Source organism: Nitrosomonas sp. GH22, assembly GCF_009833115.1.
Lineage (GTDB): Bacteria > Pseudomonadota > Gammaproteobacteria > Burkholderiales > Nitrosomonadaceae > Nitrosomonas > Nitrosomonas eutropha.
On record NZ_QRCA01000010.1, the window covers coordinates 103,876 to 128,538 of the forward strand.

The window sequence follows — 24,663 nt, forward strand, 5'->3', positions numbered from 1 at the left end:
TCGCAACGCGCGGGTGTATATCTGTTAAGCGGAGCAGAAACTAAAGCTGCACCGGTTTTTTTGAGAGTTTACGCTGCAAGGTTCTGCGATGCATGTTTAGTGCCTTGGCGGTGGCAGAAATATTATCATCGTTCTCTGCAAGAATACGATGAATATATTCCCATTCCAAGCGCTCTACTGATAGAGGGTGAGGGCTAATCGGTATATCAGTATTTCCTGCCGTGCGCTCAAACGCTGCCATGATATCATCCGCGTCTACCGGTTTTGCCAGATAATGGGTTGCTCCCAATTTGATGGCTTCGACTGCAGTCGCAATACTGGCGTAGCCGGTTAGGACGATAATGCGGGTTCCAGGATCCAGTTCCCTGATTTTTTCAACAAGTGATAAACCGGATTCATTATTCAATTTGAGGTCAATGATGGCATATTCCGGTATGAGTGATTCCGCCTGTTCGATCGCAGTTTTAATGTTATGTGTACAAGTGGTGTCAAACCCGCGCTTTGTCATCGCCCTTGCCAGTACATCACAAAAAACTTCATCATCATCTACAATTAACAGGCTTGGGCGATCCATGGAATCATTCACAGGGCATTCTCCTTTCATAGTGAAGTACTGGTTGTTCTGTGCGAAACCGGAATGGTGACATGAGTACATGCCCCTCCTTCGGGTCGATTAAATAAACGTACATTCCCGCCAAAGCGTTCAATATTAGTATTGGCGAGAAATAATCCGATACCAAAACCTTGTCCTGGCCCCTTACTGGTAAAAAAAGGCTCCCCTGCATGTTCGACAGCTTCTGTGTTTAACCCTGTCCCATCATCGAGTATTTCGAGGTGCAACTGTTTTTCATCCCAGCGACTGGTGATGGTTACCAGTCTGGTTGAGGCATCCGCTGCGTTGTTCAACAAGTTCAGGATAGATTGGCTCAGCAGGCGAGTATTCATGATAATCGGTGCTGGCTTTGTGCCTTCACATTGATGGGTGAATTTGACAGATGGACGGATCAGCTGCCATTTATCAATTACCTGTTGTAAAAAAAGATCGACAGGTTGTCCATTGCCTTCTTCTACTCTGGTTTGTCCGGCATCTGCCAGCAGATGAGTCAGCGTTTGTTTGCAATGAGAAATCTGGTCGCGCAGGATGCGAATATTATGCTGAAATTCAGTATTTTCGAGAGATTCCTGCTGTAATTCACCCGTAATAATAGCCATGGTTGATAAAGGGGTGCTCAGCTCATGTGCTGCTCCGGCGGCAAGGGTGCCCAGGGCAATAATCTGCTCATTTTGTAGTGCTCGTTCACGCGATCTGGACAACTCCTTGTCTCGGTCACGAATAGAAGCATTCATTCTGACAACAAACGAGGTAATGAGTAAGGTGCTCAATACAAATGTCAGCCACATTCCTGAGACGTGCAAATTGAATTCAAACATATGCCGGCTGTGATCATCGAGATGATCATGCGGGAAGGGGATGTATTTAAATAACAGGAGAGTATAGCAGGAAATTGTGATCACTGCCATACCCCAGGTATAGTGCCATGGCAGCACAGTCGCAGCGATTGTAAGCGGAAGCAGATAGAGTGAGATAAAAGGATTGGTTGATCCACCGCTAAAATATAGTAATGCAGTCAATCCGGCAACATCAATCAGCAACTGAGTGAAAAATTCGGGGTAAGTTACTGGCCAAGGATAACGCAGACGAACCCAGGTGAAGAAATTTAGAACCGCAAGCATGAAAACAGTCAGAATAATTGCTGTCCATGGCAGTTCAAGTTCGATAAGACTGTGGACAGCCCCAAAAACAATGATTTGGAAAACGATGGCAATAATCCTGAGCTGGAATAAACGCTGTAGATTTTTGCCAGAAGGTGACTGGTTCAGAATACTGAAAATACCCATGACCCGTTGGTTTGCTCTGTTAAGTCTACTGGTTTGCTATGGCAGGTATCAGGATTAGTCTGTTAAATAACAGATTGTCGATTTTTGCCGGGTAGATTAAAGCATATTTTTGTAGTGTTAATCTTGATTGATACTGCCCAACCGCCCTCATTTAACATGAAGTGGCTGAGCAGTTCATGAAAATCCGGATAGAATCAGAATTTTCTTTTCAACATCACTCAAATGGCTGAGGATGTGGAGTATCGTTGTTGGAAGGTGGCAGAACTGGTATTTTGAAGTCTGGCTGATTACCAGTCAATGTTTTCAGAAAAGCGACAATCTTGGAGATTTCATCCTTGTTAAATTCGTGATTCAACTGAATTCTTCCCATGGTTTCTACAGCCTGTTCAAGTGTTGCTGCCTCTCCATCGTGGAAGTAGGGGTAGGTCAGTTCAATATTTCGCAAGACCGGTACTTTAAATACGTTGCGATCCTCTTCCTTGCCTGTTACCCCCATCCGTCCTGTAGCAGGGTTTTTGGTCTCGTAGGGTTTGAAAACTCCCATTTTCTGGTAGGAGGTTCCTCCTACTGCCGGTCCATTGTGACACTGAACACACCCATTGCTCTTGAACAGGTTGTAACCTTCCAACTCATTCTGGCTCAGGGCGTTTTTATCACCTTCCAGCCATTGATCAAATTTTGAGCCCGGTGTTACCAGTGTTTCTTCAAACTGGGCAATTGCCGTTGTGATGCGATCAATCGTCACTTCATCGGATCCAAAGGCTTTTTTGAAATATTCGCGGTATTGTGGTATCGAAGCAATAACCTTTTCTGCCATTTCGTGAGTAAAGGCCATTTCCTTCGGGTTGGCAATCGGGCCTGCAGCCTGCTCTTTCAAATCTTTAGCTCTGCCATCCCAGAATTGTGCCAGATTCATACCGGAATTCAGTACAGTTGGCGCATTAATTGGACCTTGCTGCCATTTGTGGCCAATCGAGGTTTTAATATTATCAGTGCCGCCCATGCTCAGGTTGTGGCAGGAATTGCAGGAAATAAATCCTGATTTGGAAAGCCTGGGATCAAAAAAAAGCATTTTCCCCAGCTCGGCTACTTCGGCATTTTCGGGGGTGACTGCCTTAATCGGTTGGATTGGTTCGTTGGCGGCCATTGCGCTAACAGATCCAAATATCGCTCCCAGACTTAACGATAACAGCGAAACAGTCAATGTACGCTTGATCATTGCATTCTCCTTAAGGTTTGAAAATAGTAACGGCTAACGTGGCGCAGCCGCTTACGCCTTGAATTTTTTGTTGCCGGACCGGAGTCAGGACTCCAAGATACTGAATCAACCCTGTCTGGCATCAGAAGATTTCTCCTCAAGTTCTTTAACTGGTTCCAGTGGCTCCCTGTAGGCTTGATCATTACCCAGGCAGGTCTCATGATCCAGTAATCGTGAAAGTTCTGTCAGCGCCAGGCGATAGACCTGTCGCTTGAATTCAACCACAGATTCCAGTTCAACCCAATACTGGTTCCAGCGCCAGGCATCAAATTCGGGATGCGCACAAGTTTTGAGTGATACATCACAATCTCTTCCCAGCATACGCAACAGAAACCAGATTTGTTTCTGGCCACGATAGTTCTTGCGCCAGTCGCGGCGAGTCCAGCAGGCGGGTACATCGTAACGTAACCATTCTCGTGTCCGGCCCAAAATTTCCACATGAACAGGCTGCAAGCCTGTTTCTTCAGCCAGTTCCCGGTACATTGCCTGCGTTGGTGTTTCGCCTGATTTAATTCCGCCTTGCGGAAATTGCCATGAATTCTGTCGGGCACGTTTTCCCCAGAACACCTGGCTTTTTGAGTTCAGAAGGATAATACCGACATTTGCTCTATATCCATTACGGTCGATCATACAATTTATCTGTCAATTTAGCTTGATTTACAGTGAATTTCCGATAATTTTTCCATATTTTGAGTGTGATTTACAGCTGCTACTCTCAGTAGGAGCATCATCAACATCTTTACAGCATGCTAAATTTGACTTGCAATGCTGTAGTCAATTCCCGCTAAAGCGTACCGGATCAAAACAGTTTCAAGGTAAAATTATCTTATTACCTACTATGATAAATGGAACCTCATCATGCGTGTTTCCCAATTCTTCCTTTCGACGCTCAAAGAAGCTCCTGCTGAAGCCGAGCTGGCCAGTCACCGGTTGATGTTGCGGGCCGGGCTGATTAAGCGTCTGGGCAGCGGATTGTATACCTGGATGCCGCTTGGTCTGAGAATTCTACACAAGATTGAACATATCATCCGTGAGGAAATGAACAGCAGTGGTGCGCTAGAGCTTCTGATGCCCGCTGTTCATCCAGCTGAACTTTGGCAGGAATCAGGTCGCTGGGATGTATTTGGTCCGCAAATGCTGAAAATTCAAGATAGGCATCAGCATGATTTCTGCTTTGGGCCGACACATGAAGAAGTTATTGTTGATATTGCTCGTCGTGAAATTAAAAGCTATCGGCAACTGCCTATTAATTTCTATCAGATTCAGACCAAGTTTCGTGATGAAATCCGCCCACGTTTTGGTGTGATGCGCGCCAGGGAATTTATCATGAAGGATGCCTACTCCTTTCATGCTGATCTGGGCAGTCTGGAACAAACCTACCAGCTTATGCATGAAACATACAGCAGAATTTTTACCCGGATCGGATTGAAATTTCGCGCAGTGGCTGCTGATACTGGGGCGATAGGGGGTAGCGGATCACATGAATTTCACGTGCTGGCTGATTCAGGTGAGGATGCTATCGCATTTTGCCCTGATTCCGATTATGCCGCCAATATTGAACTTGCTGAAGCAATATCACATGGAATTCTGCGTAAGGATCCGGCGGGTGTGATGAAAAAAATTGCTACCCCTGATCGTAAATCCTGTTCGGATGTTGCTGAATTTCTGAGCGTTCCAATAGAACAGACTCTTAAAACACTGGCAGTGATAGCCGATGGCCGATTTTATCTACTGCTGCTGCGAGGCGATCATCAGCTCAATGAAACAAAAACCAGAAAAATCCCGTTTCTGAGTAACTTCGAGTTTGCTGATGAAAGCAGAATTATTGCTAAAACTGGTTGCCTTCCAGGATATCTTGGTCCGATCGGTGTGAAAACTGAAATTATCGCTGATCGGGCAGTTCTGGAAATGAGCAATTTCGTCTGCGGGGCAAATGAAGAAGGCTATCACCTGACTCAAGTTAATTTTGAACGTGATCTGCCATTGCCAGTCCAGGTATTCGATATCCGCAATGTGGTTACAGGTGATCCTTCGCCTGATGGAAAAGGAATGCTCGAAATTTGCCGTGGTATTGAGGTTGGTCATATTTTCCAGTTGCGCACCAAATATTCTGAAAAAATGAAAGCAACCTATCTGGATGAATCTGGCCAGACTCAAATTCTGGAAATGGGTTGTTATGGTATCGGTGTTTCACGCATCGTTGCTGCGGCTATTGAGCAAAACTGTGATGAGCGCGGCATCATATTTCCAGTAGCAATTGCTCCGTTTCAGTTGTCGATTATCCCGATTGGTTATCATAAAAACCTTCAGATCCAGGCTGAAGTGGAAAAACTGTATCGAGCATGTCGTGCAGCAGGCATCGAAGTATTGCTGGATGACCGGGAGGAGCGACCAGGTGTTATGTTTGCAGATCAGGAGCTGATTGGGATTCCGCACCGTATTGTTATTGGTGAGCGAAATTTGCGGGATGGGATGGTGGAATACCAGGGGAGGCTGGATAAAACATCCCGTTTACTTTCTCTACAGGAGGTTATCCCTGTTATCAGGGAAATATGTGGCGGCTGATAAATTTTCTATCATTTTTCATTGCAAGTACGGCTATGGCAGGGTCTCAGGCTTATGAATCCTTGTCGGTCAGCACCCGGACAGTATTACAGCGTACCGTTAGTGACAGGGCTGTACCCATGTTTGTTACACTTTCCGATCTCGAGGCAAGAAACTGGCTAGACAGCATGATGAAGCGCCTGGAGAAACGGATCTCGGAAATTGAAGAGCGCAAAGCATTTCTGATGACCGTTCATTATGAAGCTACTCGCGCTGGTCTTGATCCTGAGTTAGTACTTAGCATTATCCAGGTTGAGAGTAATTTCAGAAAATATGCTGTATCTTCTGCCGGAGCGCGCGGGTATATGCAGGTCATGCCGTTCTGGGTAGATCTGATAGGCAGCCAGGAACACAACTTGTTTCATCTGCGTGTCAACCTACGTTACGGCTGCACAATCCTGCGCCACTACCTCGATCTGGAGAAAGGTGATTATTTCAGGGCGCTGGGAAGATATAACGGCAGTCTGGGCAAGGCCGATTACCCTAATCTTGTGTTTAATGCCTGGCATCGCCATTGGACTTACTCCACAGTTTCACAATAACTAGAATTTATATTGCCTTCTTAGCGGGCATCAATGAAGGTTTCAATTTCGGCACGAGTAATCAGTCCGATTTTACGTGCTGCAGGCTTTCCATCAGGATCAAACAGATATGTGCTCGGCAACATCGAGATGTCATCCCCGATCTGAGCTGCCGCTGCCCTGTCACCCAGTACAATCGGGTAGGAAATCGCCATTTTCTTTACGAATTGCATAACGTCTTTAGTATTGTCGTATTCCATAGCGATTCCGATGATTACGATATCGTTTCTTTCCTGTGATAGCCTCGAAAGATCCGGAATTTCTTTTAGGCAAGGTGGACACCATGTTGCCCAGAAATTAACCAGCACCCACTTCCCTTTGTAATCCGATAAAGTATGAGTTTTACCTGCGCTATCCTCGAAATGGAAGCCGTATGCTTCAACTCCTTTGACAGACAGGCATAAAATCAAGGTGAGTAATGCTATAGTTCCCCATTGTTGTTTCATCACGTATTCCGATAGGCTGACCAAGACAATGCGTTTCACAAGCTCTATTGAGCTTTTTGTAAAATTCCGATACAGCAATTGTATCTGTACCGGAATTGGAATTTCCCCTGGTTATTTTTATAAAATCAACTTTATGCTAGACAATTTCTAATTATTTTCGGATCTAAACCTGTGGGTGTGTGCGCTCCAGGCTGGTGTGCAGTTTATTACAGGCATTCAGGTAAGCTTTGGCAGAAGCTGCAATGATGTCTGTATCTGCTCCATGGCCATTGACGATTCGTCCGACTTTTTGCAATCGAACAGTTACTTCACCCAGGGCATCTGTTCCGCTGGTGATGTTATTTACAGAAAACAATTGCAATTCTGCCTTACTGTTCAATATTTTTTCAATAGCACGAAACGTCGCATCTACTGGCCCGCTTCCTTCTGATTCGGCCTGTTGCTCGTTATTTCCTGTAGCAATAACGACCTGTGCAAAAGGTATTTCTCCGGTTTCACTGTGTGCGACTAGTGAGAGTAAACGGTAATGCTCTTCGGGTATCTGTGCTTCATCCGAAACAAGCGCGTGCAGATCTTCATCAAAAATCTCGTGTTTTTTGTCCGCAAGGTCCTTGAAACGGATAAATATGGTATTCAGTTTCTCTTCTGATTCCAATTCGATTCCCAGTTCTTTCAAGCGACTGCGAAACGCATTACGACCGGAATGCTTGCCCAACAACAATTTGTTCGCTCCCCAGCCGACATCTTCTGCGCGCATGATTTCATAGGTCTCACGATGTTTGAGTACACCATCCTGATGAATACCTGATTCATGGGCAAAAGCATTAGCACCGACAATAGCTTTGTTGGGTTGCACCGGAAATCCGGTAATTCCAGAAACCAGCTTGCTAGTAGATACGATCTGGGTTGTATCAATGCGTGTGTCGCATGGAAAGTAATCTTGCCGTGTACGCACGGCCATCACTACTTCTTCAAGAGCAGCATTGCCAGCGCGTTCACCCAAGCCATTGATGGTGCATTCAACCTGGCGCGCGCCATTCATGACTGCAGACAGCGAGTTGGCTACCGCCAGGCCGAGATCATTATGACAATGAACGGAGAAAACAGCTTTGTCAGAATTCGGAATTCGTTCACGTAACGTGCGGATTAGACCGCCAAACTGATCCGGCATGGTGTATCCCACTGTATCCGGAATATTCAACGTCCGGGCACCTGCATCAATTACAGCTTCCAGAATCCGGCAAAGAAAATCTATTTCGGATCGTCCGGCATCTTCAGGAGAAAATTCAACGTTATCCGTATATTGGCGAGCCCACTTTACTGCCTTGATCGCTTGTTCGATGACCCGATCAGGCGACATGCGCAGTTTGTTCTTCATGTGAATTGGTGAGGTGGCGATGAAGGTGTGGATGCGCATATTCTGATTTGCCTGCAGAGCTTCACCGGCACGATTGATATCAGCTTCTATCGCACGGGAAAGACCGCATACCGTGCTGTTGCTCACGGCCTCCGCAACTGCCTTGACAGCCTCAAAGTCACCTTTTGATGCTGCTGGAAAACCTGCTTCGATTACATCCACACCCATGCGCTCCAACTGTCTAGCGATACGCACTTTCTCTTCCATGGTCATGGATGCACCGGGACTTTGTTCACCATCACGCAACGTTGTATCAAAAATAACCAAACGCTCTTTCATTGTTCTACTCCATATTATTCTGGCTCAAACCGGACGGTTGGCTGGTATGCCAGCCTTTACACTTCAAACAGATGGGAAAATGGTTGGAATAATTAGCGCCCAAGGCGCAGCAGTCGTCCGAGCAGACATAACAGAGTCGTCGGGTAAGAAGGATGATAGAAGAAGTTGATTCTGACGGGCTGTATCATGTTGGCAAATATAAAGAGTTTACTTACGTTTCGCAACAACAGATATTTACCTCCGACTATAGTTGACTAATATAGTCAGGTATTATATAGTTTCGTTTTTGGGGAAAATCAGCGGTAAGTGGTTCTAATCGCTTTAAAATTACATGCTAAGAGGTTGAAATGAGATTAACAACAAAGGGGCGGTTTGCGGTAACAGCACTTCTGGATATCGCGATACGGCATGGGGGTGGACCAGTTGCATTGGCAGATATCAGTGAACGACAAAGAATTTCGCTGTCTTATCTGGAACAGCTGTTTTCCAAGTTGCGTCAGCGGAAGTTAGTTGACAGCGTGCGCGGGCCCGGCGGAGGGTATTGTCTGGCTAAAGGATTGGATGAGGTATCGGTGGCCGACATTATTTTGGCTGTGGATGAGCCCATCGATAGCACGCAATGTGGTGGTAAGGAAAACTGTCTGGGCGACAGTAAATGCATGACCCATGATTTATGGACAAAGCTGAATGAGATCATATTTGATTATCTTGGCAATGTCACCCTGGAACGGCTGGTGGAGGAGCAGAGTCAGCGCGAACTACAGCGTGAACAGGCAGTAGTTAAATTATATGACATGCGGGAAGCTGCATTCTGATTATTTGTTTGCAATAGAGTGAATTATGGCGATTACATTAACTGAGCGTGCGGCCAGACAGATTCAGCATCAACTGGGCAAGCGAGGTAGAGGGGTGGCGTTACGACTTGGAATCAAGAAATCAGGTTGTTCGGGATTCGCGTACAGTTTTGATTATGCTGACGATGTGCTGGAAGATGATCAATTGTTTGAATCAAATGATGCCAAGGTTATCGTTAAACGCGATCAATTGTCTTTTATTGATGGTTCTGAGATTGATTTTGTCCAGGAAGGTCTAAACAGCTCTTTTAAATTTAGCAATCCAAATATAGACAATACTTGTGGCTGTGGAGAGAGTTTCAGCCTTAAAACTTAGAAATTCAGGAATTATAAAAATGAGTGCTGCATTACAAAATTTGGTGAATCAACCATATAAGCACGGCTTCGTTACGAATATAGAATCCGATATTGCGCCTAAAGGGCTCAATGAGGATATTATCCGGCTGATTTCTTCCAAGAAAAATGAACCTGAATGGCTGCTTACGTTCAGATTGGAGGCTTATCGGAGGTGGCTCAATATGATTGAGCCCACTTGGCAAAATGTTAAATATCCCAAAATTAATTTTCAGAATATCAGCTATTATTCGGCGCCCAAGCCAAAGAAAAAGCTTGCCAGCATGGATGAAGTTGATCCTGAGCTGTTGCGTACATTTGAAAAGCTGGGTATCCCCATGCATGAGCGGGCGGCACTGGCAGGAGTTGCTGTTGACGTTATTTTTGACAGCGTATCGGTTGCAACAACTTATAAAGAAAAACTGGCTGAGGTTGGTATTATTTTCTGTTCGATTTCGGAGGCCGTTCAGCGGTATCCCGAGTTAATCAGACAGTACCTGGGTACAGTTGTGCCGCCAGGGGACAACTACTATGCAGCACTGAATTCCGCTGTATTTACGGATGGTTCTTTCTGTTTTATTCCGAAAGGGGTTAAATGCCCTATGGATTTATCCACCTACTTCCGTATCAACACGGAAGAATCCGGGCAATTTGAACGTACGCTGATTATTGCAGAGGAGGGCGCGTCCGTTTCCTATCTGGAAGGATGTACTGCTCCCCGTTTTGATACGAATCAACTTCATGCGGCCGTAGTCGAATTGATTGCTCTGGATGATGCGGATATCAAGTATTCAACTGTACAGAACTGGTATGCCGGGGATGAGAATGGCGTCGGGGGCATTTATAATTTTGTTACCAAGCGTGGACTGGCCAAAGGCAGGAATTCACGTATTTCCTGGACACAGGTGGAAACTGGTTCGGCTATTACCTGGAAATATCCTTCATGTATCTTGCGTGGAGAAAACTCTGTTGGAGAATTCTATTCCGTTGCTGTCACTAATCACCATCAACAGGCTGACACCGGTACCAAAATGATTCATATCGGTCCGAATACGCGCAGCACCATCGTGAGTAAAGGAATTTCGGCAGGCCAATCTAACAGCAGCTATCGCGGTTTGGTGAGAATTACCCCAACAGCACGGAATGCCCGCAACTATTCGCAATGTGATTCGATGTTGATTGGCAGCCAATGCGGGGCTCATACTTTCCCTTATATTCAAGTACAAAATAATAGTGCACAAGTTGAACATGAAGCTTCAACTTCCAAAATTGGAGAAGATCAGCTGTTTTATTTCGCACAACGTGGCATCGATGCGGAAGAAGCGGTCTCAATGATTATTAATGGTTTTTGTAAAGAGGTTTTTCAGCAATTACCTTTGGAATTTGCAGTAGAGGCCACTAAATTACTCAGCTTCAAACTGGAAGGGAGTGTCGGATGATAAATGCAAATAGCAAGATTCTGCTTGAAGTCCATGATTTACATGCAACAGTTAGCGGAGCCGAGATTCTCAAAGGAGTGGATATCACGGTAAGGAGTGGCGAGATCCATGCCATTATGGGATTAAATGGCTCGGGAAAGAGTACCTTTGCTAAGGTGCTGGCTGGTCATCCGAGCTATGAAGTTACCCGGGGAACGCTGTTGTTTGATGGTCAGGATCTGTCAGCATTGGCACCAGAAGAGCGTGCGCGTGCAGGGATATTTCTCGCTTTTCAATATCCGGTAGAAATACCGGGCGTTGCTAATAACCAATTTCTACGGTTGGCTTATAACACTGTCCAGGGGCAACGCGGTGAGGAAGAGCTAGATCCTCTTGAGTTCGATGATTTCGTGCGGGAGAAAATGAAACTGCTCAAGATGAATCCGGATTTTCTTGATCGCAGCGTTAATGAAGGATTCTCAGGAGGCGAAAAGAAACGCAACGAAATATTGCAGATGGCTTTACTTGAACCCCGTCTTGCTTTGCTGGATGAAACGGATTCAGGATTGGATATTGATGCGCTCAGAATAGTTGCCAATGGGGTTAACCAGTTATCCAATAAAGATAATGCCCTGATTTTGGTAACACATTATCAGCGTTTGCTGGATTATATTGTTCCTGATTATGTGCATGTAATGGAGGCAGGACGTATCATCAGAACAAGTGGCAAAGAACTCGCGCAGGCTCTGGAAACGCACGGTTATGACTGGATTCATACAAATGAACAAATTACCGGGGCGCTGCCATGAGCACGGTTATCTGGGATGATTATCTTGAGAAATTGATTGAATCCTGGAGGAAAGAAGGTGAGCCTTCTCGTACTGTATCTTATCTAAATCGGCTTCGGGCAAATGCGTTAAGTCGTATCGAGTCACTCAGGCTACCTACGATCCGTGATGAGGAATGGCGCTTTACTGATATTTCCTCACTCAGGAATACACTGTTTCCGAGAGCTTCAACGGCTTCATTACCAGGCTTGGATAGCCAGAAAAGTACTTTTCTGGATGAGCCTACTTGTAGACTGGTATTTGTTGATGGCCAGTATATGCCGGGGCTATCCGGCTTGACAGATGATGGTTCTATCATTGTTTGTAGTTTATCCGAATTGACTGGTATATGTGCTTCCAAAACAGAACAGTATCTCGGCCAGCTTGCTGATTTTCAGGATGATGTATTTGTGGCACTGAATACTGCGCTCATGCATGACGGTATTTGTATTGTTATACCGGCCAATGTTTCCATAACAGTGCCGGTTCATATTTTATATATTACTTCCGGAAAGGAAGTGGCTGCCTATCCGCGCTGCTTGCTTGTTGCTGAATCCGGAGCTGAAGTAACAATTGTCGAAGAATATGTGGCGTGGCAGGAAGGCGTATCCCTGACAAATGCAGTAACAGAAATATACGTCGGGGAATCAGCCCGTGTGAATCATATCCGAGTACAACGCGAAGCTTCGCAAGCTTTTCATATTGCTAATAACTCTACGTTTGTTGCAAAGACAGCACATTATGATTCGGTCAGTCTTGCGCTTGGCGCGCGTATTTCACGTTTTGACCAGAAAATTACGCTGGCGGGTGAGGGTGCTGAGTGTCAAATAGATGGATTAGCGCTGATAGCTGATCGTCAGCTCGCAGATACACATACATTCATCGATCATGCCAGTCCGCATGGCAGGAGCAGACAACTTCACAAATGCATTGTGGACGAGAGCGCACATGGTGTTTTCAGTGGAGAAATTATGGTTCGTCCACATTCGCAACAGACTGATGCCAGGCAGTTGAACCATAATTTGTTGCTGTCAGAAAAAGCACGTATGGATACCAAACCTCAGCTTGAGATATTTGCCGATGATGTTAAATGCGCGCATGGCGCCACGGTAGGCCAGCTTGATAAGGAATCCCTTTTTTATCTACAAAGCAGGGGATTCGCAGAAGAAGTAGCCCGCAATCTGCTGACATACGCATTCGGAGGCGAAATTATTAACCGCGTTATAGTGGCTTCACTCAGGCAACGGCTTGAAGAATATATTCTTGTAAGAACACGCATTAGCTAAATCATGAAAATTGTTGACACATTAGTGACTTCATCTGCACCGCAAACAACTGTACCTGGAATAGGGAAATTTCGTGCAGATTTTCCGATTCTTGATATCAAGGTAGATGACAAACCGCTGATTTATCTTGACAACGCTGCTTCTAGCCAAATGCCGCAGGCAGTCATTGATTGTCTGGTTCGTTACCAGAAAACTCAGCATGCAAATATTCATCGTGCGGTACATTATTTATCCAACCTGGCTACACAGGAATATGAAGCGGCACGGTACAAACTGCAAAATTTTATCGGTGCGCGTGAAGATAGAGAGGTGATATTCACTAGTGGTACAACTGACAGTATCAATCTAGTGATGCATGGGTATGGACGTAAATTCATTCAGCGTGGCGATGAAATTATTTTGTCCGAGCTCGAACATCATTCCAATATTGTGCCTTGGCAGATGTTGGCCGAGGAAAGAGGTGCGCATATCCGGGTAGCCCCAATTAATGATGCAGGTGAGCTTCTGGTGGAGGAATATGAAAAACTTTTTAATTCCAAGACCCGATTTGTAGCTTTGTCGCATGTTTCCAATGCACTTGGTAGCATCAATCCGATCAAACGCATGATTGCCATAGCACATCAGCATGATGTTCCTGTTTTGATTGATGGCGCCCAGGCAGCGCCTCATTTGAAAATAGATGTGCAGGATCTCGATTGCGATTTTTATGCTTTCTCGGCGCACAAAATGTGCGGTCCCACCGGGATTGGTATTTTGTACGGAAAGGCGCATTTGCTTGAATCTATGCAACCATTCAAGGGAGGAGGGGACATGATTGCTTCGGTTTCCTTTGAAAAAACAACATATAACGAGATACCATATAAATTTGAGGCAGGTACTCCTCCTATTGCGGCGGCCATAGGTTTTGGTGCGGCAATTGATTATCTGGAACAGATCGGCCTTGATGCTATTGCTGATTATGAACATGAGCTGCTGCTTTATGCTTCTGAGCAAATCAGAATGATCCCAGACGTGAAAATCATAGGTGATTGCCCGAATAAGGTTGCGGTGATATCGTTTGTTATTGATGGTATTCATCCGCATGATGTTGGTACTTTACTGAACCAGGAAGGTATAGCTGTGCGCACAGGGCATCATTGTGCACAACCGATTATGCAGCGTTTTAATGTGGCGGCAACGTCGCGTGCCTCATTTTCTTTTTATAATACTAAAAAAGAGATCGATGCTCTGGTGGCAGGTATTCGGTCTGTACAAAAGGTTTTCGCACAATGAGTCTGAAATCAATTTATCAAGAAGTTATTCTTGATCATAATCGCAAGCCGCGTAACTATGGTTCTCTTAGCCATCCTACCCACCATGCGACAGGACATAATCCGCTGTGCGGCGATCGGATTGACCTGGATGTCAATATGCTGAATGAACGTATTGAAGAAATTGTATTTCGAGGTGAATCCTGTGCAATTTGTAAGGCTTCCTCTTCAATGATGACCAATGCCGTTAAGGGAAGATCTCGTCAGGAAGCAGAAGCTTTGATTCAGGAATTTCGGGATATGCTGGTAAGTAGAGAAAACAAGGATTTTGATCATCTTGGTCGGCTCAAGGTGCTTGCAGGGGTACGTGATTTACCGACCAGAGTCAAGTGTGCGATTCTGCCGTGGCATACCCTGCATGCGGCCATGAATTCAACAGGAGATGCCACAACTGAAGCAGATAGTCACCTAAACAACAATCCCGTAGCAAATAATTACTGATATATAGCCATGCCGAAGATTGCAGAAATTGAGGGAACTCCAAACCCTAATGCATTGAAGTTCATCCTGAAGGAGCCACTGACTTGGGGGGTTACCAAATCTTACAATAACGCCGAACAGGCGGCTGATGATCCGCTTGCTGCCGCGTTGTTTGATATTGATCATGTTATCAATGTCTTTTATGTGGATCGCTGGATCACGATTACACAGGATGGAGGTGCGGATTGGCAGGATCTGGCGCGAGAGGTGGCAGATCCAATTCGGGCTGCGCCGGCTGCGACGGATCAATCAGCCACCGTGGTTGCTGCTGCTAGTGAGGCGCTGGCAAATCTTAGCGAGGAGGATCAGCAACGATTGGAGCGAATCAATATTTTACTGGAAGAAGAGGTGAGACCTTATTTGCAGCATGATGGTGGTGATCTTCATGTACTGGCTCTGGAAGGCAGCCTTCTGCGTATTCATTATCAGGGGGCATGTGGAACTTGCCCAAGTTCCATATCTGGAACATTGCGTGGAATTGAGCAGCTTCTGAGAACGATTGAGCCAGATATTCGGGTGGTATCTAGTTAAAGGATTTTATCCTGTAACATATTCCTTGAAATATAAGTGTCAACTGTTTTTCAGACGGCGCATTGAAATGGTTCTTTATAAAAGAACTTTCAACCCTGCTGCAGCAAGCACAATTGCTAAAGCGAACCGGATCCATTGTCCTGTAATCCTGCTGGCAAGCTTACTTCCTGCAATGACCGCCGGTATTGAGCCTGCTAACAGGCTAATAAGCATCTCTCCGTCCACCATACCTGCGAACAAATAACCCAAGCCAGCAATAATCGCTAGTGGTATAGCGTGCACAATTTCTGTAGCAACTAGGCGATGTGGGGTTATGCGTAGTGGATACAGGTACAGAAGCATTACGCTTCCCAAGACTCCGGCACCTACTGATGTCAGTGCAACGCATACTCCAAGAATTGCGCCTGCGAAGATTGTAAGCACTGCTTGCATTGTCTTAAATCGTTCCGGCTGTCCAATCTGCTTTCTTTTAGCAAAAGCGATCAGTCTGGGAGCTACCAGTAACCCGATAGCTGTAACCAGCACTACTATACCAATACATTTTGTAAGCCAGTCTACCTTTACGATATGTGTCCCCATACTTATCAGTAGTACGATCAGTGAAGCCATCGGAAGACTGCCTGCCCACAGACGCTTGACTACCTGCCAATCCACATTGCCATTGGTATGATGTATTCGTGCACCGGCTATTTTGGTGATGGCGGCAAACCATAAATCAGTAGCGACAGCGGTTGTTGGCGATATCCCGAAAAACAGTAACAAGATGGGTGTCATCAGAGCACCGCCACCAACACCAGTCAATCCGATAATAAAGCCTGTGAAGGTACCGGCCGCCGTATAGGACCAGTCAATCATGCAAAAATATCCTTACTCTGTTGTACCACTATAAGTGGCGTTCCAAAGATCTGGCTTGTTATGCCGGGATTGGTGCTTAATTGGGTATGGAGCAGGGCTGATATTTTTTTTGTAATCAGATCTGCCAAGGCAAGACATTCAGGTTGTTTCATATTTGTTTAGTTTTCGTCCGGGATTGATAATATTTATCCGGAGAGTTGCTGATAATAAATCTCGCACGCACAAAAGGATGGCAGTTTATCGTGATTTTATTTCTCATGATGAAATTTTCTTTCCAGATTACTGGTTGATACAACAAATCAGATACGGAAGACATCTGATTGTTTTCAAGTGGAGTGAGAGGGCGTGTTCTTCAAATACGGAGCTGACCGGTGGCCTTGCTTGTCGCCTACAAATATAGAATATGCAGATGTTAAACTTGATTATAACGGAGACTGCCAACCTTCAGGAATATCACATTAGTTATCTTGTAATGAGGAAAAACGATGAATATTATTCAGATAGTTGTAGGTGGCTGCAAAATTCAAGATAATAAATCTGAGGCAGCCAATCAAACGGCAGACTCTAACCGTAATCAGGTTTGTTTCAGAGATTATTGAGCTCTGCATTAAGTGCCTTGATGTTACGTTCGTGTGAAGCTGCCTGGTTACGCAGTTGGAGAATATCAAAATAATTTGACGTGAAGTAAGGGTGATTTGGTAAATAATTTTCCGTTTTCCGGAGAGTCAGATCAATTGTTTTCAGGGTGTCTTCCAGTAACCTGGTTTCATTAGCGAGTTCCTGAGAAAGAATTCTCCGACGTTTGGTATCTCGCTGATCCTGCTGCAGTTTGCTGACTCTGGGATGATTTCCGGCAACGCCATTTATTTGGCGGGAGGAAATCGTTGATCTGGATTTTTCGGGTTGAATTCTTATGGAATCTTTGGCTGCATTATTGGTAAAGATGATGCGCCCATGCTCATCCACTAACTTGTGAATACCGGAAGCTGCACTAACAGTGGAAAATACGAGTGATATGACTCCAGACAGTATGATCGTGCAGTAAGTTTTTTTCATGGATACCCCCCGATTTCTAAAATAGATGAGTTTGAACCGGAACCCCATATTTAACGAATTAGCGAAATACGAAGTTCTGCCCGGGAAATATCAGATTTTAAGTCGGGTGGTGTTGTTGGTGATCTGTGAATAAGCGTTGATTAATACCGTCTTTTTATAGGCTGTAGTACAAGGCAAACTCAACAGGATGTGTAGTGGTACGTAACAATGTTGCCTCTTCCGATTTAAGCTTGATAAAGGCGTCAATCATATCGTTGGAAAATACGTTACCGCGTGTCAAAAATTCACGATCCTGATCCAGGCTTTCCAGAGCTTCTTCCAGTGATGTGCAGGTATTGGGTACCATCGAGGCTTCTTCCGGGGGCAGATCATACAGATTTTTATCCATCGGATCGCCTGGATGGATTTTGTTTTGTATACCATCTAGCCCTGCCATCAGTAGGGCGGTAAAGGTCAGATAAGGGTTGGCACTGGGATCGGGAAAGCGTATTTCAATACGGCGCTGTTTTGGGCTGCTAGCATAGGGGATACGCACAGCGGCTGACCGGTTGCTGGAAGAATAAGCAATATTGACAGGGGCTTCAAAACCGGCAACCAGCCTTTTATACGAATTGGTGCCTGGATTGGCAAAAGCATTCAGTGCTTTGGCATGTCGGATAATGCCCCCGATGTAATACAGCGCGATTTCAGACATACCGGCATAACCGTTCCCTGCAAACAGGTTTTTACCGTCCTTCCAGATTGACTGATGGACGTGCATACCCGAACCATTGTCACCAACAATTGGCTTGGGCATGAATGTTGCTGTTTTGCCGTAGGAAACAGCAATATTATGAATGACGTACTTCATCAGTTGATTCCAATCGGCGCGTTTCACCAGGCTGTTGAAGCGGGTACCAATTTCACATTGTCCGGCATTGGCAACTTCGTGGTGATGAACTTCTACAGGGATTCCCAGTTCATCAAGCACCATACACATGGCTGAGCGAATATCGTGCAGAGAATCTACTGGTGGCACCGGCATATATCCGCCTTTGATTGCGGGACGATAACCATTATTACTGCCTTCATAGCGTTTTTTGGAGCTCCAGGAAGCTTCTTCTGATTCAATCTTGACAAAACACCCAGACATGTCGGTGTGCCAGCGTACCGAGTCAAAAATAAAAAATTCCAGTTCCGGGCCAAAGTAGGCAACGTCACCAATGCCGGTGGATTTCAGATAAGTTTCTCCCCGTCTGGCCAGTGATCGCGGGTCGCGGTTGTATCCCTGCCCATCAGCAGGATCAATCACATCGCAAGTTAGCAGCAATGTGGTTTCTTCCATAAAAGGATCCAGCGAAGCAGTTTCTGGATCAGGTATAAGCAACATATCGGATGCGTGAATGTTTTTCCAGCCGGCAATTGAGGATCCATCGAACGGATGACCATCCTCGAATTTATCGGCATCCAAGACATGTGCGGGAACTGTGACATGATGTTCCTTGCCGTTGGTATCGGTGAAGCGCAGATCAATGAACTTGACTTCATGGTCCTGAATCATCTTTAAAACATCAGCTGCCACAGTTTTTTCTCCAGAAAAATAACATTTACTTGTGAAACGGTTTGTAAGGTACACGAGCTTGGCAGAGAAAATGCAAGGAAGGTACGTTGGCCGGTATTGTACCGTTGGGCAGACACCGAATAAATAGGTCAGTCATTTTATTTCAGGTAGAAAACTATAGCTTATCTGTGTTTTGGATAGAAACCCGGAAATAATTACACCGATTACATCCAGAAATACGGATTCATGAAAATGCCAGGATGGGTCGTGGGGTCTTCCGCATTATCTGTAAGAGTCTGCTCATATCATCCGGCAGCGAAGATTCCCAGTGCATAATCTGTCCACTGTTAGGATGCGTCAGTTCGAGCTGCCGGGCGTGCAATGCTTGTCTTGGCAGGTGTACGATCGCATCAGCTGTTGGTGGATCAGATGAAATTTTGCCATACACTGGATCTCCCGCCAACGGATGACCAATAGACATCAGATGAACACGAATCTGGTGCGTACGTCCAGTTTCCAGACTACATTGCAGCAATGTGCAGGCAACAAATTTTTCCAGAACCCGATAATATGTGCGGGCAGGTTTGCCATTTTTCACCACGGCCATGCGGGTGCGATGCACAGGGTGTCGGCCAATGGGTGCGTCTACCAGGCCATCTTTCTCGATCCCACCCAGCGCGAGCGCGAAATAGTGACGTTTGACAGTACGCTGCTGTAATTGCCTGACCAGATCAAGTTGTGCCTCGATTGTCTTAGCAACAACCAGTAGGCCTGTAGTGTCTTTATCCAGTCGGTGAACGATACCGGCACGTGGCACCTGGCTGAGTTGTGGAGCATGGTTAAGCAAAGCATTTAATAATGTTCCATGCCAGTTACCGTTTCCTGGATGAACGACTAGACCAGCGGGTTTATCGATGACAATCAAATGATCATCTTCGTAGATAATACTGAGTGGAATCGCCTCAGCCTGATGGCTTTGATCACTTTCAACCAGACCAGCTGTAACATGGATTATTTCTCCTCCCCATATTTTTTGCCTGGTTGATCCTGCTGAGCCATCCACACTGACACGGTCTTCTCCAATCCATCGCTGTAACCGGCTGCGCGACCATTGAGGAAGCAACTGAGCCAGCACTTGATCCAGCCGCAATCCTGCAAGATTATCTGGCGCGATCAATTCGATAATATCTTCATTTTTCTGGCCGCTGGCTGTGGATGAATCAGGCTTTGCGCTATAATTGCGTCCATCTTGCCCGTTATTGAGATTATTCATTATGTTGCGACAATTTTTGGCAGGGTGGTTGATGGTATTGTTGGCCGCATGTGGCATTCTGTCCGAAAAAACGGTTGATAACAGCCAGTGGTCTGCGAGTAAATTTTATATCGAAGCCAAAAATGAGCTTAACGAGGGTAATTATTCAGCTGCAGTCAAATTGTTCGAAGCACTGGAAGCCCGTTATCCCTATGGACGGTTTGCTCAACAGGCACAGCTTGAAATAGCTTACGCCTACTATAAGGATCAGGAACAGGCCTCAGCCATTGCAGCGGCAGACCGGTTTATCCAGCTCTACCCACATCATCATAATATTGATTATGCTTATTATATCAAGGGACTCGCTAGCTTTAACGATGATCAAGGTCTATTGGGGTATATAACCACCAAAATCATTAAGCAGGATTTGAGCGAACGGGATGCAAAGGCTTCAAGAGAATCATTTGAAGATTTCAAGCTGCTGGTAACCCGTTATCCGGATAGTAAATATACGCCTGATGCACTGCAGCGCATGGCTTATCTGGTCAATGCGCTGGCAAGAGGTGAAATTCATGTCGCCCGGTATTATATGAAACGGAAAGCTTACATAGCAGCTCTCAGGCGTGCGCAGTTTGTACTGGAAGAATACCCGCAAACGCCTGCGACAGAAGAAGCGCTGTACATCATGGCAAGCGCCTACAATGAGTTGGGCCTGATCGATTTGCGCGAAGATACAGAAAAAGTCATCAAAAAAAATTTCCCGGAAAGTGCTTACCTTACAGATTCCGGTTCGCTGGTAGAAAAACCCTGGTGGAAAATCTGGTAATAAATTGAATTTTTCTACATCAGGAGCGCATACCAATTTCGTTCATCCGGAATTTTGGCGTAAAATGCAGCCCACGCCCTGGTAGCTCAGGGGATAGAGCAACCCCCTCCTAAGGGGTAGGTCGGACGTTCGATTCGTCTCCAGGGCGCCAACTTGCCAACCTGTTAACAGATCCTATCCGGATTACTAGAATCCTCAGATTTGTTGTAGTTAATCGCGCATTTCTATCTCAATACAAATTCATGTGGTTTAAAAATTTACAGATTTACCGTCTTGCCGACGCAGTGATTACTTTTGACGAGCTGGAAGAGCGGTTAGCGAAGCAAACATTGCAGGGCTGCCTAGGGCTGGAAGCGCAGAGCAAGGGCTGGGTTTCCCCGGGAGCCGAGGAAGCTGGCCTGGTCTACAGCTATGGGCAGCAGATGCTGATCTCGCTGGGGGTAGAAAAAAAGCTGTTACCTGTGTCAGTTGTCAATCAGCTTGCCAAAGTTCGTGCACAGGAAATGGAATCACACCAGGGATACCCACCTGGTCGCAAACAGATGAAAGATATCAAGGAAGCAGCTTATCGTGAGCTGCTGGCGCGTGCGTTTTCTGTCCGGCAACGGAATCATGTGTGGATCGACCCAGTGGATGGCTGGTTTGTTGTTGAAGGTGCGAGCGCTTCCAGAGCAGATACCCTGATTGAGGCATTCATTAAATCGACTGGTATTGGGCTAAAGCGCGTCAGAACTAATATTGCACCAATATCCGCCATGACGGCCTGGCTATCAGGCGATGAACCACCTGTAATTTTCTCTGTTGACAGCGACAGTATTTTCCGCAGCCGCGAGGATAAAAAGATTTCAGTGAGCTATGTGCAGCAATTGCCTGATCTACAGGAAATTACCCGGCATGTCCGGACTGGCAAGGAAGTCATCAAACTGGCAATAACCTGGCGAGACAGGATCTCATTTATTCTCGATGAAAATCTGCAGTTAAAGCGAATAACCTTACTTGATATCGACCGGGAATCGACAGAAACAGCTGAAGAACAGTTTGATAGCGATTTTTTCCTAATGACGGCTGAATTGCGGCAGCTACTGCCCGAATTGATGGATGCATTAGGGGGAATGGTCGACGAATAAACCGCCTACAACGGCTGATAAAGGTGCGTCGTTGCGGATAAAGTATGTGTTGCGGGGTTGTTGCTGCTGAGTCCTGCATTTTTCCTGTTGTGATATTCTACTGTTTTTCCAGATATTTTTTGCGCCGCTGTTCTTGCCGGTGCTGTTTTAGCTCGTGATATTGAACAGGCTCTTAGGTGTCAGGGTCACTTTCAATTGGGAATGAGTTTCTTCATAGACCGCCTTAGCTTGTCAGTTTACAAATATTTCGCAGAGATTGTGAAAAATGTAGAAGTATATAGAAATGTATCTCGATTTCGGGTTTTTGGTCATGGCATTTCTTGTACACTACCTCGCATTGAATTCAGAAATGTTGCAACTACCTGTTTTTATTGAAGGAGGAAGCTCATGATCTTCTGGCGTATAAAATCGCTGGACTCTATGCTGGCCACGGCTGCCAAGAAAAGTCTTCATCGTTCCCTGGGCGTGTGGCAGCTGACCTTGCTGGGAATCGGCGCAATTATAGGAACCGGTATTTTTGTACTAACTGCCGAAGCCGCCCAGAAAGCCGGCCCCGGAATGATGATCGCTTTCGTCATTGCCGGTTTTGTCTGTGCAGTGGCTGCGCTTTGCTATTCTGAGCTCTCTTCGATGGTACCGATATCCGGATCTGCCTATACCTATTCCTACGCAGTACTGGGTGAATTAATCGCCTGGATGGTGGGTTGGGCATTGATCCTGGAATATTCTGTTGCTGCTGGTGCGGTGGCCGTAGGTTGGTCAGGCTATTTCGTCGGATTATTGAATTCCTCGCTGGGGATTAAAATTCCCTTTGCTCTGGTAAATGGCCCCTTTGCCGGGGGAATCATCAATCTGCCTGCAGTAATCATTTGCATCCTGGTTGTCAGTTTGTTAATCATCGGCACACGGGAAAGCGCTACATTCAATGCTACTCTTGTTGCGGTCAAAATTGTCGCTCTGACAGCATTTATAGCACTTGCTTTGCCGGTTGCTGATATGAATCACTTTGATCCTTTTCTGCCATTAGGAACATCAGGTGTTGCCACTGCAGCGGCATCCATTTTTTTTGCGTATGTCGGTTTCGATGCGGTATCGACTGCGGCGGAAGAAACCAAAGATCCACAACGAAATCTTCCGATTGCCCTGATCAGCTCATTGTTGATTTGTACATTATTTTATTTACTGATTTCCGCTGGTGTGGTCGGTGCGGTAGGTGCGCAGCCATTAATTGATGCCACAGGGGAAGGTCTTATGCCCGGTTCCAGGGAAATGGCAGCGCAATGCAAATTGCTCGCAACAGCGGGACAACAACCGGTTGTCTGTTCGCATGAAGCGCTGGCACATGTGCTACGCCAGATCGGATGGGAGAAAGTTGGCAACCTGATCGGTCTGGCAGCTTTCCTGGCGCTTCCTTCAGTCATCCTCATGATGCTGTTTGGGCAGACGCGTATTTTCTTCGTCATGTCGCGTGATGGCCTGCTCCCGGAAGTATTAAGCCATATTCATCCGCGTTTCAAAACCCCGTATATTGTAACACTGGTTACCGGGCTCGTCGTTACGGCATCAGCCGCTTTCCTGCCAGTAGGCAAGCTAGCGAATATCTCCAATTCCGGAACGCTGTTTGCTTTTCTAGTGGTAGCGCTATCCGTCATGATTCTTCGGATCAAGGATAAGAATCGTGCAAGACCTTTTAAAGCACCTGTAATCTGGCTGGTAGGACCACTTGCTATCGGCGGCTGCATAACACTTTTTTTGTTTCTGCCAACAGATGCTCAACTGGTATTTCCAATCTGGACAGGAGTTGGGCTGATTTTTTATTTTCTGTATGGCTATCGCAGAAGTCATGTTCTGCTGGGTATTAGTACTCCCTCTGGTGGCGAAAATTTGATTGAACCAATCCGGTCTCTCGTGAATCACGAAGAAGGAGAACGAGACAAGGAAAAGTAACCTCCTGCCATAATTCTGATGCTCAATCGGAACATAAGGCATGAGAAACTTATGCCGTGCGGTCCGGGATGATCGATTCAATCACCTGCTGAAAATAGCCCTGAGGGGAAACGTTCCTGGTTGTGACAGCAGCTTAAGCAAGATGTGCCGCTGGATCACCTTATTCTCATTGAAAACGATCCACGTCTCCTGTGGCGATCATCTGGTCTGCATCGGATTGCCCTTATTGCCGCCTGCTGGAAAAGATTTCCTGATTAGATTGTTCAGCCAAGCCCAACCGTATCTAATTGTCTTTATCCGCAAAAAGCTTATTTAATTTCGTATAATTTGCAAGCAATAAAATCAATGGCTTGCACAATTACAAAATTTCCGGGAGAAAAATTCAGAGGAAAAATAGCGTGTGAAAAATTTGCATTCATGATTTAAAGAATAGTTGATGGTTGAAAAGATATCCATAAAAAGAGGTAGAAAGATTTTCACGCAAACCCCGAAACCCTGTTTTGTAAGGGGGTGGATGGGGGGCGAGCGGTAGCAATC

General features: G+C 45.7%; 24 protein-coding genes and 1 tRNA gene. 14 read left to right on the forward strand and 11 right to left on the reverse strand.

Going from position 1 to position 24,663, the window contains the following annotated elements:
- Window positions 1-40 precede the first annotated feature (40 nt).
- The 4 genes from ABF86_RS04065 to ABF86_RS04080 form a co-directional block, all read right to left on the reverse strand.
- Window positions 41-574 (reverse strand): response regulator transcription factor, encoded by a 534-nt coding sequence (locus ABF86_RS04065; RefSeq protein ID WP_011634323.1) that lies wholly within the window; start codon window positions 572-574, stop codon window positions 41-43.
- Window positions 575-600: 26 nt separating this feature from the next.
- The gene (locus ABF86_RS04070; protein ID WP_011634322.1) at window positions 601-1,899 is read right to left on the reverse strand and encodes an ATP-binding protein; all 1,299 of its coding nucleotides are present in this window, start codon (window positions 1,897-1,899) and stop codon (window positions 601-603) included.
- Window positions 1,900-2,113: 214 nt separating this feature from the next.
- A complete protein-coding gene (locus tag ABF86_RS04075; RefSeq protein ID WP_011634321.1) occupies window positions 2,114-3,118 on the reverse strand; it encodes a cytochrome-c peroxidase in 1,005 nt (334 codons plus the stop codon).
- Between the two features lie 105 nt (window positions 3,119-3,223).
- Window positions 3,224-3,787: an RNA pyrophosphohydrolase gene (locus ABF86_RS04080; RefSeq protein ID WP_011634320.1), complete on the reverse strand. Its 564-nt coding sequence runs from the start codon at window positions 3,785-3,787 to the stop codon at window positions 3,224-3,226.
- 228 nt (window positions 3,788-4,015) lie between these two features.
- On the opposite strand from ABF86_RS04080, the gene ABF86_RS04085 reads away from it, so the two are divergent.
- Entirely contained in the window at window positions 4,016-5,722 is a 1,707-nt protein-coding gene (locus tag ABF86_RS04085) for a proline--tRNA ligase (RefSeq protein WP_011634319.1), read from the forward strand.
- A complete protein-coding gene (locus ABF86_RS04090) occupies window positions 5,710-6,303 on the forward strand; it encodes a lytic transglycosylase domain-containing protein (protein WP_074456436.1) in 594 nt (197 codons plus the stop codon). The genes ABF86_RS04085 and ABF86_RS04090 overlap by 13 nt, the downstream gene beginning before the upstream one ends.
- 20 nt (window positions 6,304-6,323) lie before the next feature.
- Here ABF86_RS04090 and ABF86_RS04095 read toward each other — a convergent pair whose 3' ends face one another.
- A complete protein-coding gene (locus ABF86_RS04095; protein ID WP_074456435.1) occupies window positions 6,324-6,788 on the reverse strand; it encodes a TlpA disulfide reductase family protein in 465 nt (154 codons plus the stop codon).
- Between the two features lie 163 nt (window positions 6,789-6,951).
- Window positions 6,952-8,484, reverse strand: a complete 1,533-nt coding sequence (locus ABF86_RS04100; RefSeq protein ID WP_074456434.1) for a 2-isopropylmalate synthase — start codon at window positions 8,482-8,484, stop codon at window positions 6,952-6,954.
- A gap of 347 nt (window positions 8,485-8,831) precedes the next feature.
- Between ABF86_RS04100 and ABF86_RS04105 the strand changes: the two genes are divergently transcribed.
- The 8 genes from ABF86_RS04105 to ABF86_RS04140 are packed head-to-tail and all read left to right on the forward strand — an operon-like array spanning window position 8,832 to window position 15,523.
- Window positions 8,832-9,299 (forward strand): Rrf2 family transcriptional regulator, encoded by a 468-nt coding sequence (locus ABF86_RS04105; protein WP_011634315.1) that lies wholly within the window; start codon window positions 8,832-8,834, stop codon window positions 9,297-9,299.
- A gap of 25 nt (window positions 9,300-9,324) precedes the next feature.
- Window positions 9,325-9,654: an iron-sulfur cluster assembly accessory protein gene (locus ABF86_RS04110; RefSeq protein WP_074456398.1), complete on the forward strand. Its 330-nt coding sequence runs from the start codon at window positions 9,325-9,327 to the stop codon at window positions 9,652-9,654.
- 19 nt (window positions 9,655-9,673) lie between these two features.
- Complete coding sequence (gene sufB, locus ABF86_RS04115; RefSeq protein ID WP_011634313.1) at window positions 9,674-11,110, forward strand: Fe-S cluster assembly protein SufB; 1,437 nt, start codon at window positions 9,674-9,676, stop codon at window positions 11,108-11,110.
- Window positions 11,107-11,898, forward strand: a complete 792-nt coding sequence (gene sufC / locus ABF86_RS04120) for a Fe-S cluster assembly ATPase SufC (RefSeq protein WP_011634312.1) — start codon at window positions 11,107-11,109, stop codon at window positions 11,896-11,898. Before sufB ends, sufC begins: the two co-directional genes overlap by 4 nt.
- A complete protein-coding gene (sufD, locus tag ABF86_RS04125) occupies window positions 11,895-13,202 on the forward strand; it encodes a Fe-S cluster assembly protein SufD (RefSeq protein WP_074456399.1) in 1,308 nt (435 codons plus the stop codon). The genes sufC and sufD overlap by 4 nt, the downstream gene beginning before the upstream one ends.
- A 3-nt stretch (window positions 13,203-13,205) precedes the next feature.
- Window positions 13,206-14,474, forward strand: a complete 1,269-nt coding sequence (locus ABF86_RS04130) for a cysteine desulfurase (protein ID WP_074456400.1) — start codon at window positions 13,206-13,208, stop codon at window positions 14,472-14,474.
- The gene (sufU, locus tag ABF86_RS04135) at window positions 14,471-14,953 is read left to right on the forward strand and encodes a Fe-S cluster assembly sulfur transfer protein SufU (RefSeq protein WP_074456401.1); all 483 of its coding nucleotides are present in this window, start codon (window positions 14,471-14,473) and stop codon (window positions 14,951-14,953) included. The genes ABF86_RS04130 and sufU overlap by 4 nt, the downstream gene beginning before the upstream one ends.
- Window positions 14,954-14,962: 9 nt before the next feature.
- Window positions 14,963-15,523, forward strand: a complete 561-nt coding sequence (locus ABF86_RS04140) for a NifU family protein (protein WP_011634308.1) — start codon at window positions 14,963-14,965, stop codon at window positions 15,521-15,523.
- A gap of 75 nt (window positions 15,524-15,598) precedes the next feature.
- On the opposite strand, the gene ABF86_RS04145 is transcribed toward ABF86_RS04140, so the two are convergent.
- The 5 genes from ABF86_RS04145 to rluD form a co-directional block, all read right to left on the reverse strand.
- Entirely contained in the window at window positions 15,599-16,378 is a 780-nt protein-coding gene (locus tag ABF86_RS04145) for a sulfite exporter TauE/SafE family protein (RefSeq protein WP_074456402.1), read from the reverse strand.
- Entirely contained in the window at window positions 16,375-16,530 is a 156-nt protein-coding gene (locus ABF86_RS04150) for a hypothetical protein (RefSeq protein WP_160803468.1), read from the reverse strand. The genes ABF86_RS04145 and ABF86_RS04150 overlap by 4 nt, the downstream gene beginning before the upstream one ends.
- A gap of 433 nt (window positions 16,531-16,963) precedes the next feature.
- Complete coding sequence (locus ABF86_RS04155) at window positions 16,964-17,434, reverse strand: hypothetical protein (protein WP_074684537.1); 471 nt, start codon at window positions 17,432-17,434, stop codon at window positions 16,964-16,966.
- Window positions 17,435-17,588: 154 nt separating this feature from the next.
- Window positions 17,589-18,974, reverse strand: coding sequence for a type I glutamate--ammonia ligase (glnA, locus tag ABF86_RS04160; protein ID WP_074684570.1), 1,386 nt, complete (start codon window positions 18,972-18,974; stop codon window positions 17,589-17,591).
- Between the two features lie 244 nt (window positions 18,975-19,218).
- The gene (gene rluD / locus ABF86_RS04165; RefSeq protein WP_083341397.1) at window positions 19,219-20,247 is read right to left on the reverse strand and encodes a 23S rRNA pseudouridine(1911/1915/1917) synthase RluD; all 1,029 of its coding nucleotides are present in this window, start codon (window positions 20,245-20,247) and stop codon (window positions 19,219-19,221) included.
- Between the two features lies 1 nt (window position 20,248).
- Here rluD and ABF86_RS04170 point away from each other — a divergent pair, with 1 nt between their 5' ends.
- The 4 genes from ABF86_RS04170 to ABF86_RS04185 all read left to right on the forward strand — a co-directional run bounded on the left by ABF86_RS04170 (window position 20,249) and on the right by ABF86_RS04185 (window position 24,126).
- Window positions 20,249-21,052, forward strand: coding sequence for an outer membrane protein assembly factor BamD (locus ABF86_RS04170; RefSeq protein WP_164502677.1), 804 nt, complete (start codon window positions 20,249-20,251; stop codon window positions 21,050-21,052).
- 75 nt (window positions 21,053-21,127) lie between these two features.
- A tRNA-Arg gene (locus ABF86_RS04175) sits at window positions 21,128-21,203 on the forward strand.
- 91 nt (window positions 21,204-21,294) lie between these two features.
- Complete coding sequence (locus ABF86_RS04180) at window positions 21,295-22,179, forward strand: recombination-associated protein RdgC (RefSeq protein WP_074684536.1); 885 nt, start codon at window positions 21,295-21,297, stop codon at window positions 22,177-22,179.
- A 387-nt stretch (window positions 22,180-22,566) separates the two neighbouring features.
- Window positions 22,567-24,126, forward strand: a complete 1,560-nt coding sequence (locus tag ABF86_RS04185) for an amino acid permease (RefSeq protein WP_074684535.1) — start codon at window positions 22,567-22,569, stop codon at window positions 24,124-24,126.
- Window positions 24,127-24,663 lie beyond the last annotated feature (537 nt).

Excerpts from the sequence above, each read along its gene's own strand:
- ABF86_RS04105 (WP_011634315.1), top strand. The coding sequence starts at position 8,832 with ATGAGATTAACAACAAAGGGGCGGTTTGCGGTAACAGCACTTCTGGAT.
- ABF86_RS04145 (WP_074456402.1), bottom strand. The coding sequence starts at position 16,378 with ATGATTGACTGGTCCTATACGGCGGCCGGTACCTTCACAGGCTTTATT.
- sufU (WP_074456401.1), top strand. The coding sequence starts at position 14,471 with ATGAGTCTGAAATCAATTTATCAAGAAGTTATTCTTGATCATAATCGC.
- sufD (WP_074456399.1), top strand. The coding sequence starts at position 11,895 with ATGAGCACGGTTATCTGGGATGATTATCTTGAGAAATTGATTGAATCC.
- ABF86_RS04065 (WP_011634323.1), bottom strand. The coding sequence starts at position 574 with ATGGATCGCCCAAGCCTGTTAATTGTAGATGATGATGAAGTTTTTTGT.
- ABF86_RS04185 (WP_074684535.1), top strand. The coding sequence starts at position 22,567 with ATGATCTTCTGGCGTATAAAATCGCTGGACTCTATGCTGGCCACGGCT.
- glnA (WP_074684570.1), bottom strand. The coding sequence starts at position 18,974 with ATGATTCAGGACCATGAAGTCAAGTTCATTGATCTGCGCTTCACCGAT.
- ABF86_RS04150 (WP_160803468.1), bottom strand. The coding sequence starts at position 16,530 with ATGAAACAACCTGAATGTCTTGCCTTGGCAGATCTGATTACAAAAAAA.
- ABF86_RS04095 (WP_074456435.1), bottom strand. The coding sequence starts at position 6,788 with ATGAAACAACAATGGGGAACTATAGCATTACTCACCTTGATTTTATGC.
- sufC (WP_011634312.1), top strand. The coding sequence starts at position 11,107 with ATGATAAATGCAAATAGCAAGATTCTGCTTGAAGTCCATGATTTACAT.
- ABF86_RS04110 (WP_074456398.1), top strand. The coding sequence starts at position 9,325 with ATGGCGATTACATTAACTGAGCGTGCGGCCAGACAGATTCAGCATCAA.
- ABF86_RS04100 (WP_074456434.1), bottom strand. The coding sequence starts at position 8,484 with ATGAAAGAGCGTTTGGTTATTTTTGATACAACGTTGCGTGATGGTGAA.
- ABF86_RS04075 (WP_011634321.1), bottom strand. The coding sequence starts at position 3,118 with ATGATCAAGCGTACATTGACTGTTTCGCTGTTATCGTTAAGTCTGGGA.
- ABF86_RS04080 (WP_011634320.1), bottom strand. The coding sequence starts at position 3,787 with ATGATCGACCGTAATGGATATAGAGCAAATGTCGGTATTATCCTTCTG.
- rluD (WP_083341397.1), bottom strand. The coding sequence starts at position 20,247 with ATGAATAATCTCAATAACGGGCAAGATGGACGCAATTATAGCGCAAAG.
- ABF86_RS04085 (WP_011634319.1), top strand. The coding sequence starts at position 4,016 with ATGCGTGTTTCCCAATTCTTCCTTTCGACGCTCAAAGAAGCTCCTGCT.
- ABF86_RS04140 (WP_011634308.1), top strand. The coding sequence starts at position 14,963 with ATGCCGAAGATTGCAGAAATTGAGGGAACTCCAAACCCTAATGCATTG.
- ABF86_RS04155 (WP_074684537.1), bottom strand. The coding sequence starts at position 17,434 with ATGAAAAAAACTTACTGCACGATCATACTGTCTGGAGTCATATCACTC.
- ABF86_RS04180 (WP_074684536.1), top strand. The coding sequence starts at position 21,295 with ATGTGGTTTAAAAATTTACAGATTTACCGTCTTGCCGACGCAGTGATT.
- ABF86_RS04090 (WP_074456436.1), top strand. The coding sequence starts at position 5,710 with ATGTGGCGGCTGATAAATTTTCTATCATTTTTCATTGCAAGTACGGCT.
- ABF86_RS04070 (WP_011634322.1), bottom strand. The coding sequence starts at position 1,899 with ATGGGTATTTTCAGTATTCTGAACCAGTCACCTTCTGGCAAAAATCTA.
- ABF86_RS04170 (WP_164502677.1), top strand. The coding sequence starts at position 20,249 with ATGTTGCGACAATTTTTGGCAGGGTGGTTGATGGTATTGTTGGCCGCA.
- sufB (WP_011634313.1), top strand. The coding sequence starts at position 9,674 with ATGAGTGCTGCATTACAAAATTTGGTGAATCAACCATATAAGCACGGC.
- ABF86_RS04130 (WP_074456400.1), top strand. The coding sequence starts at position 13,206 with ATGAAAATTGTTGACACATTAGTGACTTCATCTGCACCGCAAACAACT.